The sequence below is a fragment of the Vibrio sp. 10N.286.51.C3 genome, assembly GCF_003050065.1.
GTDB lineage: Bacteria > Pseudomonadota > Gammaproteobacteria > Enterobacterales > Vibrionaceae > Vibrio > Vibrio crassostreae.
Window position 1 is genome coordinate 337172 of record NZ_PIGC01000001.1, and the last position, 14086, is coordinate 351257.

Sequence of the window (14086 nt, forward strand, 5' to 3'; positions counted from 1 at the left end):
CTCATGGTTCTAGAGGATGAGTTGTTTGTAGTCGTCAATGGTCCACTCATTCGAAATTCAGACTATTGGTAAAACTTCTTAAATGGCAATATTCAATTCTGCACGACTCACGTAATTGATATGAGTGGCCTTCTTGCTAGTTATAAATACTTCGATCAGGACATCAGTAGTTGGGAGACTTCCCGTGTCACCAACATGAATCGCATGTTCTTCGGTGTTAAGCGCTTTGACCGTAAGCGCTCCATAAACCTCGCATTCTAATCGCCTAACACGAATAATAAGATCAAGTCACCAACCATGAGGAGATTTGAAATGGAAAAACGGTACACTAATCAAGAATGGCAAACGCTTATCGAGCAATCTGAATCGAGTTCATTGTCAACACTCGCATTTTGTAAGCTCAATGAACTCAATATCCAGAAAGGTATCGCCTTCACGTAGGTGCATTAGATAGCGATATATCGGAGCGTCCCTTAATCTCATTAGTGTCCTACAAAGCGGTTAGAGGACTAAGTTTGTTCTCCCATCTCGTTACTGAGGTTAACAAGGATACGTTGTTCAAAGGAGGCTTGAAGTGGCCAGTTTAGTCTGGCCACTTACGGATGAGTCACTTTTATGTTTATTCAGCTTTAATACCGAAGTAACTATCTTGAAGTAAATATGGGGTACACATTGCCGGAGCTTGCATTGGTTGGTTCATAGATTGGAAATTGATCGTACGGTTAAGTGGATCGTCTTTAGGTTTTGAGACTAATGGTATAAACCCAATATTTGTCGTGTCATCGAACAGGTTATGGTAGATGTTTGTGTAGGTACTTTTGTTATCGGATTCATAATAAAAGAATGCATCTTCTTCTGAACGTGAGAATGTAACGTTTTCTAGAGTTAGCCCGTTGATGTCAGAGTCAGCTATCTTATCTACTATGCTGGTTTTCCCATTATCCCCAGTAGGCTCACCGATAACTGTTATATCAGCTAGTGTAACGTTCGTTAAGGTTGACCTGGATACATTCCCACTAAGCAGAGATAGCGGCGATGACGAATGGCGGCTTACAAATGCATTCAAAAGCTCTAGGTTGTTAATACTAGATCGAGAAATACGTGAAGAGACTAAATCTCTAACAACTGCCAATTTTACCCCCACAAGATCAATTGAGACATCGGTAAGCTCTTTGTTATCAAGTGAATAAAACAGCTGGTTGAATGGTGCACCTGTGGTTTCTATGTCTATGAATTTGACGTTTCGCCAATGATCATCGATGTCAAACAAGTGATCAAAGCTGTTTTCATTATGGATAGAAGTGTTTTTAAATGTGATGTTATTTAAATTTGCCTTGGTTAATTTATATCCTCTTTCACTTTGGAAATTCAGGTTCGTGATGGTATGGCCATTACCATTGATTACTCCCGATAGGCTCTCAACTAAGGTCGGAGAACTTGTACAATCTAGATTACCTACAATATCGATGTACAGTGGACTGTTTTTTTCATTGTATATGTTCACCAGCTGATCACAACTAGCTACAGAATAGTAGCTTTGTGCAAATAACGTTGGTGAAAAGAGGACTGGTATAGAGGCAGTTAAGAGTGGTAATAAACGTCGCATGCAAATGATTCCTTCAGTTTTTTGTGGGGCATGCGAAGTTAGTTAGTCTTCCGTATGTATGCAATACAGTTATATAAATTAAGTTGCATATATCACAAATATGAATGAATTCTCGATTCAGGTGTTCGGTGTCTAATCATGGACGCTGAACCTGAATGAGATTAGACACGATTAGTAATAACGAATACTAATCGTAGACTATCAAATCTGTCTGGATCAGTTTGCTAACAAGCTTTCCTTCACTCCGATTTCACAGCCTATGAACGTCGATTGGGCGAGCTGAACATGCAAGTAATAACGTTCCGGTTGGTTCATTGCTTGTTGGAACGTTGTAATACATCTATCTAAACGCTGTGAATTCTCGTAAGGGTTTTCTCGCCACTCAATACGAATTCTCTGCTGCGTGTGCTTTTCTATTCCACTAAGGCTATGTTGCTCACCGCCTAACTTGAAAGCGGTGACTTGTTCAAATAAGAATAAGTCGCTGGCTGAGGCTGTGTTGAACGAGAGTAGTGCTAATAATGCGAGTTTGCTTTTCATTTGGAGTGGCTCTTTAAGATAGGTTGAAATCACGTAGGTTATAGATTTTATCTTTCACTTATGGTGTGAAATTTTCGGTTAGCTACTAATAACTTTGAGATATAAGGTATTTGAAAGTGATGTTAATAATAACATTGTGTAATTTCTTATTTAGTACAGGAAGCGAATGTAATCGTTTTTTTATTTTTATCAATATTTTATTTTATGATCCAATTTTTAATTTAAATTAATTAGAATGTGAAAGAGATAAATAGAGGTTTATATCTACAGTTGTAACTTTAGTTAATGCTATCAATAGTTAATTATAACTTATAGTGTTTTGTATATTTATTGTTTTAATTGTATTTTATTATGCTTATATAGTTGATTGTAATCACAGATGAGTTTTTTATTGATTATTTTACTGTTTATACGGTTGAATTTTTTATCAGGATAAAAGATATTCTCGCCAAAAATAAAGGAAGTAAATAATGAAAAATATCGCACCATTAACAATGTTATTATTATCAGCGAACGCTGCGAGTGAAACATACACGGTTAGTCCAAATTTAAAACATGGTCTCCCTACACTGACTGAAGAACCCGATCTGTATCAAGCTCCTAGCTTTGATTTTTTCGATTTTAGTGAGGGATATTTGACAAAGAGGGCTGAAGCCAGTGCCTTATTGCCAATAGCGCTAAATAGCATAGATAGTGTGTGTATCAACACTACGTTTAGTGAGATAGATGGAGAGGCGCGTTATCCACAATCTGGTGTTTTGGTTTACACGTATGCGATAAACACTCAAGGTGAAAAAACGCACAATACCACTATTGGCGACAGAGTGCCGTTGGCAGAAGTTTCACAGCATTGCCTGGACGAATCATCGTGGGTTTACAAGAATTGGTTGGTTGACAAACGTATCAACTTTACGCCTTACAGTTCAGTATTCGCGTTGATTGAAAACGTCGATGTCGTGGTTGAAGGGGAGCTATCTTTGTCTCAAGATCCCGTTGAGTTTGTTGAGCAGTATTTTGATTTCATCACTAAGGTCGGTTTTAACCAGTCTGCAAGTTTTTATCATACGGATGTCATTAGAGACCTCAAATCCATCATTATGGAAGGTCTTCAAAACGAAAATCAGAATGTTCTTGATATTGCGAATATTGCCTTTGGTTCTGGAGTTACCAGAGAAGATATCGCGATTATGGATGATAAAGTCTTTATGAATACTTTCTTGAATATTCGGAAGGTTGCTCAAGGCTCCAATGTTGCTCAATTATCTTCGTTCAGTGTAATTAATGACTTTGATTACCAAGGTCAAAAGTATATTACGGTTGAGAAAAAAGAGCAGTTCGGCGACCGAATCACTACTCAATATGAAATTATTACGCTTAAAAGCGATGGCGAATATTGGATGCTTAATATGTCTGGTGACATGAAAAGCCTTCTTGGTATGTAAGTGCTTTTACTTTTCAGTTCGTGAATTTTTTAAAAAATACTAATATATAAAGGAAAGTAGCAATGAATGCACGAGTCTTATTGACGTCTTTAATTTCATTTATATCACTTCAAGCTTCTGCTTATGAGATGTCATATATAGCTCCTAAAGCACTGCTCCCTGGTGAAGATGTTCAGCAGTTCGAATTAGCCGATTTAAATGGTAACGGTAGGCCAGAGATCGTATTTCTTAACTCTAATGGTGAACTAAAGTACGCGGTTCAAGGTTTTGAAATTAATCAAACTACGTTTTCATTTTTAGAAAGTAAGTCATGGAAGATTGATTCTTACCCAGACGCGGTATTAACATTTAGCGGCGGTCGTTATTACCGATTGAGTGTTGACGGTCGTACTCGAGCGTCAGCCTCAATCTTACTAACTGATGGCACATTTAAGAGTTTGTACTACTCCGAGTTTGCTTCACGATTGTTGATTGACTTTGTTTCTGAGAATGAGATAAGCGGTAAGATCAAAGACCCATATTTAACGGGTTCTGGAGAGATTAACTTTGTGGCGAGACCTGAATAGTAAGCTCATGCAGCGTATATGAATTGAACAACAAAAGAGCGGCATGTTAGCCGCTCTTTTGTTGTTTGAGTTGTACTCGTTTAACTTAGAGATTGCGTACAGCTTGTTTATTTTGCGCGTAGTTATTTTATGTTTAGTTATTTCGCATAATTCGAAGGAAACAGTGCTCGTTTCGCTTCTTCATCACGTTCGGTTTTAAATTCAACGTCTTTGCCGGTTTCACGGGCGCGAATTGCAGCTGGGCGAGTGTTGATGGCGTTAAACCAGCGCTTCAAGTTCGGGTAAGGTTCTAAGCCTTCTTCACCAAGCACAACCGGTGCTTTATCAATCCAACCCCATGCCGCGACATCGACGATGGTGTACTCATTTCCGACGAAAAACTCACGACCTTCCATATGTTTCTCTAACACTTCGTAGTGACGTTGTGCTTCGCGTAGATAACGATTTACCGCGTAATCTAAGCCTGCTGGCGCAGCATGACGGAAGTGTACTGATTGGCCAGAGTATGGACCAAGTCCGCTGGCGATAAACATCATCCAAGATAATAGTTCAGCTCGGTCTTCTGGCTGGCCGGCTAGCTTGCCTGTGTTCTCAGATAGGTACAAAAGGATGGCATTAGAATCGAACACGCGTTGCCCATCGTCTTCAATGGCTGGTGTTTTACCGTTAGGGTTAATCAAACGATATTCCGGAGTGTGCTGCTCACCCTTTAAGGTATCAACAGGAAAGAGTTCAAAATCTAGACCTGTCTCTTCTAGAAACAGAGCGATCTTCATTGGGTTGGGTGTTTGGTGAAAATAGAACTTAAGCATGGGGTAACTCCTTGTATTGGTGATTCATTAAAGCACCGCTTGAACGATCGTTCAATAATTGATTTTGAATTATTTGAAAATCTGTTGATTCGTATTCCAAGTCTATGTGTTTAAAACTTCGTTATTTGAGTGAGGATTACCATCGAACAATTCGGTGTGTTGGATTTTAAGTTGTTGAAAAAATGAGCTTTAAGTTGCTGTTTGGCGTGTTGTTTTCTGCGGAGTTCGGGTTTGTGATGGGTGGTTTTCGGTGGAATAGGGCGTATTAAATCCGCAGTCAGATATTCCAACAAAAACGTTGAGCACTGGTTCAAACCAGAATTATCTGGATACACAGGCTTATTGGTAAGTTAAAAATCGTGATCTGTTGCCACACCTTATGCAACAAATGAATATTAACCTCGGAGATTCTGGTGTGGTTCACAGTTTTTTAATCTTAGGGACTTACATTGGTGAGCAAATCTGATGTGAACACTTAACGACACAGGATCTTTCCATGAAAAAGAACATTATCGCCCTAGCTCTTGGTGGCATGCTCGCTTTTGGCGCAACACCTTATTCTTTTGCTGCTAACGATGGCGCAGTACAGGCTTCAGCGGATTACGCGCAGTTGGTGACTAAGCGACAAGTTGTCGACCAATTACTTCTTGATGCGTTGCAGGCGTTTAAGTCTCCGGCAAGAATTTCACACGCGGGCTTCACGGCTAAAATGCCAAGCAACATGGAAATTGTGACTAACCGATTGTTAGAAGCGTACCAGCTAGAACCTTACCGTACTGATTTGTTGATCTCGGCAGCGAACGCTCAGATCTACAACAAGAATGCGGAGCGCGCTATTGAGTTGTTTGAACAAGCACTGACGGTTGCGCCAGACGATGTTGATCTTCACGCGTACCTTGCGGTTTGGCAGCGTTTTGAAGGCAATGATAGTGAATCCAACAAGCACATGGAGAAACTGGAAAGCCTGAACAAGGGCAAAGCAGAAGACATCAAACGTATTTTTGCAACGGTCGACCGCGTGTTAGAAACACCGCTGAAAGAGTCTGCAGATAAGGGGCTGTTGAGCGACCACGGTGCCATAGTCACTTTGGGCTACGCACTTAACCCTGATGGTTCTATGCATCAAATCTTGATCGAACGTCTTGAGACAACGTTGGCGATGTCTAAAGCGAACCCAGATGCGATGATCGTGTTAACGGGTGGCGTGCCGAAGAACCATAAGACTGAAGGCAAGTTAATGGCGGATTGGCTTATCTCAAAAGGGGTAAGTAAAGATCGCATCATTGAAGAGAACTACGCGACCAGCACGGTAGGGAATGCTTTATTCAGTAGCTATGCGCTTGCTCGTCATGATATTAAGCACGCGACCATTATCAGCTCGGCAAGCCATGTTCGTCGTGGTCAAACTCTGTTTGAAATCGCGAGCTGGCAAACGGGTCCTCAAGGTATCACCTTCGATACGGTTTCTTACCCAGACAAGCCGCTAGAAGATCTTAAGAAAGCGAGCAGTGGTGAGCTTCTAGGCATCTACCGTGACGCACTGAGAACGTATGGTATGTGGAGCTACCGCTCTTACCCATTAGAGTCTCGCTAGGCTTAGGGTTATTTCATAGTAGGCAAAGTATAAGTTGCTAGTACAATCGAGCACAGCTAGATGGTATGCTGTGCTCCTACTTAATTTAGTGTTTCAAAGGCAAAAAAATGAACCCGATTTTAGCAATGTTGAAAGAGAACAATATTAGCGACGAGCAGATCAGCGAGCTATTCAAGACGTTGACCGAGAACCCTCTTGCAGCAATGGCGACGATCAGCCAACTTGGTTTACCTCAAGACAAACTTCAAATGCTGATGGGTCAGGTAATGCAAAACCCTGCGCTAATCAAAGAAGCAGTTGAAGAGCTTGGCCTAGATTTTTCTAAGGTTGAAGCGGCTAAAGAGCAACTTCAAAAATAAGTGAATTTGAATGAGCTAATATCGAATTAGCTTTATCCACATTCAATAAAAAGGTCGTTTAAGTTCAGCAACAGGCTGTCTTAACGGCCTTTTTTGATCTTGGGGGCGATTTTTGACTTTGATTTGATTGCTTTCAATCATCCTCTCAGCCCCTATACATGCCGACTATTCCAATACAATTGACAGCAACCTTGCCAAATATGTGCGACTACTGACATTTTACTTACTAGACTTAATTAACCTATGTGCGACCTGAGATGTGCACCTTGATGAACAGAGTTTTTGGATGAAGACAGCCCTAAATAATAGGGCTAGCCGATTTGGGCCATAAGCGCGGTTTGTCTATGAGTCACATTAAGGAAAAGAATAAGAGGGCAACAAACTACGCCCTTTATTGAGCAGTGATTTATAGGAAATTAGTTATGAAGTATTTAAAGGAAACCGCTTTAGCGAGCCTTGTGCTGGCTGGGCTTGTTGGTTGTGGCGGTGATTCAGGTTCATCAAGCAGCACGACACCCATTACCTTAAGCGTGAGTGATGCGCCCATTGATGATGTTAAAGACGTCACCGTGACATTTAGCAAGGTCGCTTTACTTCCTCAAGGGGGAGGTTCGCCTCTGATTTATGATGTGTATAAAACGGACGAAAACGGTAACTACGTTGATGAAAATGGCGATCCATTACCTGATGGCGCAGATCCTATTCCGTTAAGTGTTAATTTGTTGGATTACCAAGGCAGCGATGCGCTTCCTTTGATTGAAAATGAGGTAGTTCCAGTAGGTAGCTATAAGTTGTGTGTGTTCGCGAATGATGGTGATCATCCAACAGATCCATCTTACGTGATAGAAAATGATGATACGAATCGTGAGTTAACGGTGAAAGGTAATGGCGCGTGCCCGCAAGGTGTAGGTAAAGAAGATAACGCTGGCGTACTGTACTTCAACAACTCTTTTAACGTGAACCAGCAAAGCAACGATTTTGTTGTCGAGTTCGATCTTCGACGTGGCCTAAAGAACAGTTCGACTTTCCCTGATTACACCATTCAAAGAACGTCTGTGAGCCTGATCAATACGGTTGAGACCGGAAATATTGAAGGCACTGTTGCTCTTTCTACTTATGACACTTGTAACGGTGGTGACACTACATTTGTTCAGTCGATCTACTTGTATGAAGGTAATGTTGAACAAGCTGACATGGCTCCAATTGGCGGCAGTGATGAAGTGAAACCGGTAACTTCAGCGTCAGTGACAATGAATGAAGCACAGACGAACTATGAGTTCTCACTGGGCTTCATTGACCCAGGTACTTACTCATTGGGTTATACCTGTACTGCGCAACATGACAGTGGTGAAGATAATGCTGATCCGGTTGCTGATGGTTTTGAAATCTATGATGTTCAAAACGGCGTGCAAGTAACGGTTGGTCAAGATAGCCAAGTGTCATTCTAAGCTTGATGTGAATGACGATTTTTAATAAAAACGGCCTCTTATTTAGAGGCCGTTTTTGATCATGTCACCTAGCTCGCATGAATTTGATGAGTATTGAGTGTGACTCTAGGGAAGTGATAATGTAACTTTGTGTCTCTTACTTTAACCTAGCGAAATGTACTCCGGCGTTGCTCATGAAATCTAGCTTAAGCATTCGATCTTACACTAAGCAATTTAATACCCATGCTCATGATGACCATCATCAACTGGTATTGCCGATCCAAGGCAGTATCAATATCGAGATGGTGGGGTATGTCGGCAAAGTGGCCGTGGGCGAATGTGTAGTGATCCCGATAACCACAGCGCATGCGTTTAAGGCGGATGAAGCAGCGCGGTTTATTGTCGCAGATATGGCAGAGTTGCCGCAGCACTTGTTGGAGCATGAGCTCTCGGTTTTCACGATAACGCCACCTTTAATGAGCTTCTTGCTGTTTGTTGAAAAGCAGTTGGAATACCAAGTAGACAGTGGTATTGAGTCATCTATCTTGGATGTGTTTTCACTGCTTTTAGAACAACAAGAAGTAAGCAAGAGCATCGACCCTCGAATTCGTGCGGTACAAAGGCTGATCGCGGATAATTACACGCAGCCGTTATCCATTTCACAACTTGCAGAAACGGCCTGTTTGAGTCCCACTCAATTCAAAAAACGCTTCAAAGAGTGCCTAGGTATCAGTGCGCTTAAATACATCACTCGCTATCGTATGGAGAAAGCTCAAGCCTTGCTAACTCACACCGATTTACCGGTTCAGTTGATTGCTGAAAATGTGGGATATAGTGATATTTCTGCTTTCAGTCGTCGCTTCTCTCAGCATTTTGGGATGTCTCCAAGGGCTTTTCTAGGCTCCATGAAAGACAGTCTTTAGAAACAATAATAGCGTCCTTTCAGCAAACTAACTTTTATAAACATTCACTATTATCTATTTGAAAAATGAAAATTGGATAATAGAAATGAATCTTGCCATCAATCGCGTTAATGAATTCCAAACGGGCACTTTAGCCATCTTGTTTGCTTCTATTTTATGGGGTACGACAGGTACAGCCGCAAGCTTTGCGCCTGACCTTAGTCCGTTGGCGATTGGCGCTTGCTCTATGGGTGTCGGTGGCCTAATGCAAGCGGGCTTGGCGTATCGAAAAATCCTATTCGCTTTCGACAAACTTTTGCAGAACAAGAAGCTGTTGGCAGTGAGCGCTTTGGCTTTGGCGGTATATCCCTTAGCTTTCTATTCTTCAATGAAACTATCAGGTGTGGCGATAGGTACCGTAGTTTCGATTGCTACCGCACCTTTCTTTTCTGCACTGCTAGAGTGTCTGATTAGCAAAAATAATAATATCAACAAACGTTGGCTCACTAGCTTTGCGATTGGTGTAGTAGGTATTGGGTTGTTGGTATTTTCAGAATCATCATCGGCGAGTGACTCTGGCGACGACCTGAAGCTTTTGGGGATTGGATTAGGTTTGGTGGCAGGCCTGTGCTATGCCATTTATTCTTGGGCGACAAAGGCACTGATCGATAAAGGGATTAAGTCACAAGCGGCGATGGGCAGTATTTTTGGCCTCGGTGCGATGCTGTTGTTGCCAACGCTCTGGTTTACTGGTGAGAACCTGTTTTCCTCGCAGACCAACGTATTAGTCATCAGTTATCTGACGTTAATCCCACAATATTTGGGCTATGTCGCCTTCAGTTTTGGTTTACGCCATGTCACCGCGAGTAGTGCCAATCTACTTACTTTGTTTGAACCGGTAGTCGCAGCGGTGCTCGCGGTCTGCGTTGTCGGTGAGCTGATTCCTTTTACAGGTTGGTTAGGTATGTCCCTGATTGTACTGTGCTTGTTGATACAGTCGAAGCCATCTTAAATTGCGTTATAAGCACTTGTTTTGTAGCGCCTAATTGAAATTTATTCATGCGTAATTCTTATAATTGAATAAAATCAGTATCTCAGTTGTGAGAGTGCTGTTACTATCGCTATCAATAGTCGGGGGGCATATACCTTATTTGGTGTTTGCTGAGATCGTTATTCGAGACCCGTTGAACCTGATTCAGTTAACACTGGCGTAGGGAACTATGATTACTTTGCCTACGTGGTTCAACAATGATCTCTCATTGCTTTCACCTCCACATTCTCTTTGCGGCCAAAGTTCGGTTCTCTTACGTCTTTTAGACAGTAGGAGCGACCATGACACTGCATTCCATTTCTCAAGCATCACCTAGCAACACTCAAACACCAGAAAACCAATCTTCTTCGATCAATACTCCGATTGTTTTAACCATCGCAGGTTCTGACAGTGGCGGCGGCGCGGGCATTCAAGCGGATATTAAGGCCATGTCTGCTACCGGTAGCTTCGCTTGTTCGGTAATTACCGCGATCACTTCCCAGAACACTCAAGGCGTATCAGCCATTTTCCCAATTCCACTCGAGCATGTTGCCAGCCAATTAGATGCGGTGTTCACCGATCTGAATATCGTGGCGGTAAAAGTTGGTATGTTGGCGGATTCGCAAATCATCAAAGTCGTTGCAGACAAAATCAAACAATACCAGCCAAAACACTTAGTGATTGACCCTGTGATGGTCGCGACAAGCGGCGACCTTCTGCTAGAAAACTCGGCTATAACCACGCTAAAACAAGAGCTGATTCCGCTCGCCGACATCATTACGCCTAACTTGCCGGAAGGCGCTGCACTGACAGGAAAGGCCGTTCCTGAAAGCGAAGCCGAAATGCAGGATATGATTGAAGATTTGCGCGCTTTAGGTGCTAAAGCCGTTCTGCTAAAAGGTGGTCATCTAGAGAAAGATGAAAACAGTAATGACTTACTGATTCTACCGACCACATCTGCTGTGATTAGCGCGAAGCGTTTTCCTACCAAAAACACTCATGGCACGGGCTGCACGCTCTCTTCTGCTATTGCTTCTTTCTTGGCTCAAGGTAACACGCTCCCAGAGGCTGTCGACCTTGGTAAACAATACATTTCACGCGCGATTGCTCATGCTGACGAGCTCCAAGTTGGTCAAGGTCATGGCCCTGTCAATCACTTCTTCGCTGGACATGGCAATGTCCGTTAATACGGTTGGTGTTCAACTCAGCAATGCCTCCTTACGCTATAACGACAGTGAGCACGCGACCTTGTCTGGGTTGTCGCTTAGCTTAAACGCAGGTAAGTGGACGGTATTGTTGGGTCGAAGTGGCTGCGGAAAAACCACGGTATTGCGTTATCTGGCAGGCTTGCTGGACGATAAGGTGGAGTGGCAGGGCACATTGGCAACGTCCGATGAATTGCCATTAACGGATCGCACCGCTTACATGGCGCAGCAGGATTTGTTACTGCCATGGCTATCGGTCATCGACAATGTTTGCCTGAGTCATCGCTTTCAAAATCCAGCATCTGATAAAGCGCTACAAACCAATCAAGCACTCGAGTTGCTTTCTGCGGTTGGTTTGGCAGATTACGCGAATGCGATGCCGGATCAATTGTCTGGAGGCATGCGTCAGCGAGTCGCTTTGGCTCGCACTTTAATGCAAGACAAGCCAGTGGTGCTGATGGATGAACCGTTCTCTGCGCTGGATGCGGTAACGAGGCACAAGCTGCAAAGTTTGGCGTGTGAGCTGTTGAGAGATAAAACCGTTGTGTTGATTACTCATGACCCACAAGAAGCGGTGCGCTTGGCGGATAATTTGTATGTGTTGCAAGGCACACCTGCGAGCGCTCAGTCTTTATCTGTGCCCAACACGGTCACACCAAGAGTGTTAGATGGTGAATGTGCTGACTTACAACAAGCGATATTAGAACAGTTGGAGCGTGATTATGAATGATCTAATGCGAAGCGAAACTGTGGCTCGTTCAACTAACGGACAGGCTGCCACTACACGCCCTCGTCAGATGAACCCCGTGATGCGTTTGCTTATCAGCAGTGCTGTTATTCTGGGTTTATGGCAAATGGTGGTAGTTATTTTCGAGATGCCAAGCTTCATTCTGCCAGCTCCCGCAGAAGTCTTCCTCAAGTTGATTGAACGCTACGATGTGTTACTCAAACACACTTGGGTGACTGCGCAAGAGATCTTACTTGGTCTATTGCTCGGTTTATCCATGGGGCTGTTTTTCGCCCTACAGATGTTGATGTTTGATCCATTGAAACGTTGGCTATTGCCTATCTTAATTGCTAGCCAAGCGATCCCCGTGTTTGCGATTGCGCCAGTACTGATGCTGTGGCTTGGCTATGGCATCGCTTCAAAGGTGGTGATGGCAGCGATCATTATCTTCTTCCCAGTAACCACATGTTGCTACGACGGCCTGCGTAATACACCGACAGGCTATCTCGATCTTGCCAAGACGATGGGTGCATCGAAATGGCAGCTGCTTCGTCACATTCAATTGCCTGCTGCGCTGCCAACCTTAGCGTCAGGTATTCGTGTGGCTGTGGTTATAGCTCCGATTGGCGCAGTCGTCGGTGAGTGGGTGGGTTCGAGTGAAGGGTTGGGTTACCTAATGCTACAAGCCAACGCGCGCATGATCATTGATGAGATGTTTGCGGCCTTGTTTATCTTGGCGGTGCTGTCTATCTCGCTCTATTTCATCACAGACAAATTACTTAAAAAAGCTATCCCTTGGGAGAACCATTGATGGCTTGCTCAATAACATTTGTTTAAAAAAGGCTTTGTTTAATAAAGCCTGCTTAATAAAAAATAACTCAACATAAGAATAATATTCAAAAGGAAAGGTTAACCGTGAAAAATACAAAATTGATAGGTGCAGTGGCACTGCTTGCTTCATTGGCTTCAGGTCAGGCATTGGCGGATTCTGAACAAAAGAAACTGACATTGATGTTGGATTGGTTTGTGAACCCGAACCATGGCCCAATTGTGATCGCTCAAGAGCGTGGCTACTTTGCTGACCAAGGTTTAGAGATTGAAATTCAAGAACCAGCAGACCCAAGCACGCCAGCAAAATTGGTTGCGGCAGGTAAGGTCGATTTAGCGGTAACTTACCAACCAAGTTTAACCATGGATGTGGCGGCAGGCTTGCCTCTCGTTCGTGCATCAACTCTTATCGCGACGCCACTGAACACACTAATGGTACTGGATAACGGCAAGAACGATTCGCTAGCGGATCTTAAAGGTAAAAAAATCGGTATTGCGATTGCTGGCAACGAAGAAGCGACTATCGGCACTATGTTAGCGCAAGAAAACGTTGCTTTTACAGATGTGCAAACCATCAATGTTGGTTGGGCACTTTCATCTTCATTGGCATCAGGCAAGGTAGACGCAATCTGGGGTGGCTTACGTAACTTCGAAACTAACCAGTTAGCTCTTGAAGGCTTTAAAGCCAAAGCGTTTTTCCCAGAAGAGCACGGTGTGCCAGCTTACGATGAGCTTATCTTTGTGGCGAACGCAAAGCAGCACGACGATGAAGCGATCAAAGCGTTCAACAAAGCATTGGAACAAGCAACGACTTACATCGTGAACCATCCAAAAGAGTCATGGAGCGAGTTTGTGGCGTATTCACCAGATACGTTGAACAACGAGCTTAACCAACGCGCATGGAACGACACACTAACCCGTTTCGCACTTCGCCCTTCTGCAGTAGATATGAAGCGTTACGATGATTACGCGCAGTTCATGTTTGACAAAGGTATTATTAAATCACTACCAAAAGCCGCTGACTACGTACCGACTTTTGACTAAGGAA

General features: G+C 43.1%; 15 protein-coding genes, 1 pseudogene and 1 riboswitch. Of the genes and pseudogenes, 13 read left to right on the forward strand and 3 right to left on the reverse strand.

What is annotated here, in order from left to right; all coding sequences use genetic code 11:
* Positions 1–90: 90 nt before the first annotated feature.
* Entirely contained in the window at positions 91–261 is a 171-nt protein-coding gene (locus CWO27_RS01410; protein ID WP_258185065.1) for a BspA family leucine-rich repeat surface protein, read from the forward strand.
* Between the two features lie 51 nt (positions 262–312).
* Positions 313–414, forward strand: a pseudogene (locus CWO27_RS01415) (IS66 family insertion sequence element accessory protein TnpA); the annotation flags it as partial.
* Positions 415–619: 205 nt separating this feature from the next.
* On the opposite strand, the gene CWO27_RS01420 reads toward CWO27_RS01415, so the two are convergent.
* Both CWO27_RS01420 and CWO27_RS01425 read right to left on the reverse strand, forming a co-directional pair.
* Positions 620–1606, reverse strand: coding sequence for a hypothetical protein (locus tag CWO27_RS01420; RefSeq protein WP_107898424.1), 987 nt, complete (start codon positions 1604–1606; stop codon positions 620–622).
* Positions 1607–1822: 216 nt separating this feature from the next.
* Positions 1823–2146, reverse strand: a complete 324-nt coding sequence (locus tag CWO27_RS01425) for a hypothetical protein (protein WP_107898425.1) — start codon at positions 2144–2146, stop codon at positions 1823–1825.
* A gap of 470 nt (positions 2147–2616) precedes the next feature.
* Here CWO27_RS01425 and CWO27_RS01430 point away from each other — a divergent pair, with 470 nt between their 5' ends.
* The gene (locus CWO27_RS01430) at positions 2617–3588 is read left to right on the forward strand and encodes a hypothetical protein (protein ID WP_107898426.1); all 972 of its coding nucleotides are present in this window, start codon (positions 2617–2619) and stop codon (positions 3586–3588) included.
* 62 nt (positions 3589–3650) lie between these two features.
* Positions 3651–4154, forward strand: coding sequence for a hypothetical protein (locus tag CWO27_RS01435; protein WP_017105147.1), 504 nt, complete (start codon positions 3651–3653; stop codon positions 4152–4154).
* 137 nt (positions 4155–4291) lie between these two features.
* Here CWO27_RS01435 and CWO27_RS01440 read toward each other — a convergent pair whose 3' ends face one another.
* Positions 4292–4966, reverse strand: a complete 675-nt coding sequence (locus tag CWO27_RS01440) for a glutathione S-transferase family protein (RefSeq protein ID WP_107898427.1) — start codon at positions 4964–4966, stop codon at positions 4292–4294.
* A gap of 496 nt (positions 4967–5462) precedes the next feature.
* Here CWO27_RS01440 and CWO27_RS01445 point away from each other — a divergent pair, with 496 nt between their 5' ends.
* The 9 genes from CWO27_RS01445 to CWO27_RS01485 all read left to right on the forward strand — a co-directional run bounded on the left by CWO27_RS01445 (position 5463) and on the right by CWO27_RS01485 (position 14082).
* A complete protein-coding gene (locus CWO27_RS01445) occupies positions 5463–6560 on the forward strand; it encodes a YdcF family protein (protein WP_102432301.1) in 1098 nt (365 codons plus the stop codon).
* 107 nt (positions 6561–6667) lie between these two features.
* Positions 6668–6919 (forward strand): DUF2999 family protein, encoded by a 252-nt coding sequence (locus tag CWO27_RS01450; RefSeq protein WP_004731647.1) that lies wholly within the window; start codon positions 6668–6670, stop codon positions 6917–6919.
* Positions 6920–7341: 422 nt separating this feature from the next.
* Complete coding sequence (locus CWO27_RS01455; RefSeq protein ID WP_107898428.1) at positions 7342–8367, forward strand: DUF4382 domain-containing protein; 1026 nt, start codon at positions 7342–7344, stop codon at positions 8365–8367.
* A gap of 173 nt (positions 8368–8540) precedes the next feature.
* Positions 8541–9269: a helix-turn-helix domain-containing protein gene (locus tag CWO27_RS01460; RefSeq protein ID WP_107898429.1), complete on the forward strand. Its 729-nt coding sequence runs from the start codon at positions 8541–8543 to the stop codon at positions 9267–9269.
* A gap of 85 nt (positions 9270–9354) precedes the next feature.
* Positions 9355–10260 (forward strand): DMT family transporter, encoded by a 906-nt coding sequence (locus tag CWO27_RS01465; protein ID WP_107898430.1) that lies wholly within the window; start codon positions 9355–9357, stop codon positions 10258–10260.
* A 110-nt stretch (positions 10261–10370) separates the two neighbouring features.
* A riboswitch (TPP riboswitch) is annotated at positions 10371–10482 on the forward strand.
* 98 nt (positions 10483–10580) lie between these two features.
* Positions 10581–11465, forward strand: a complete 885-nt coding sequence (gene thiD, locus CWO27_RS01470; protein WP_170960836.1) for a bifunctional hydroxymethylpyrimidine kinase/phosphomethylpyrimidine kinase — start codon at positions 10581–10583, stop codon at positions 11463–11465.
* Positions 11455–12213, forward strand: a complete 759-nt coding sequence (locus tag CWO27_RS01475) for an ABC transporter ATP-binding protein (RefSeq protein ID WP_107898431.1) — start codon at positions 11455–11457, stop codon at positions 12211–12213. Before thiD ends, CWO27_RS01475 begins: the two co-directional genes overlap by 11 nt.
* 67 nt (positions 12214–12280) lie before the next feature.
* Positions 12281–13021, forward strand: a complete 741-nt coding sequence (locus CWO27_RS01480) for an ABC transporter permease (RefSeq protein WP_308822226.1) — start codon at positions 12281–12283, stop codon at positions 13019–13021.
* Positions 13022–13125: 104 nt separating this feature from the next.
* Positions 13126–14082 carry an ABC transporter substrate-binding protein gene (locus CWO27_RS01485; RefSeq protein WP_107898433.1) on the forward strand — a complete coding sequence of 319 codons (957 nt, stop codon included), beginning with the start codon at positions 13126–13128 and terminating at the stop codon, positions 14080–14082.
* Positions 14083–14086 lie beyond the last annotated feature (4 nt).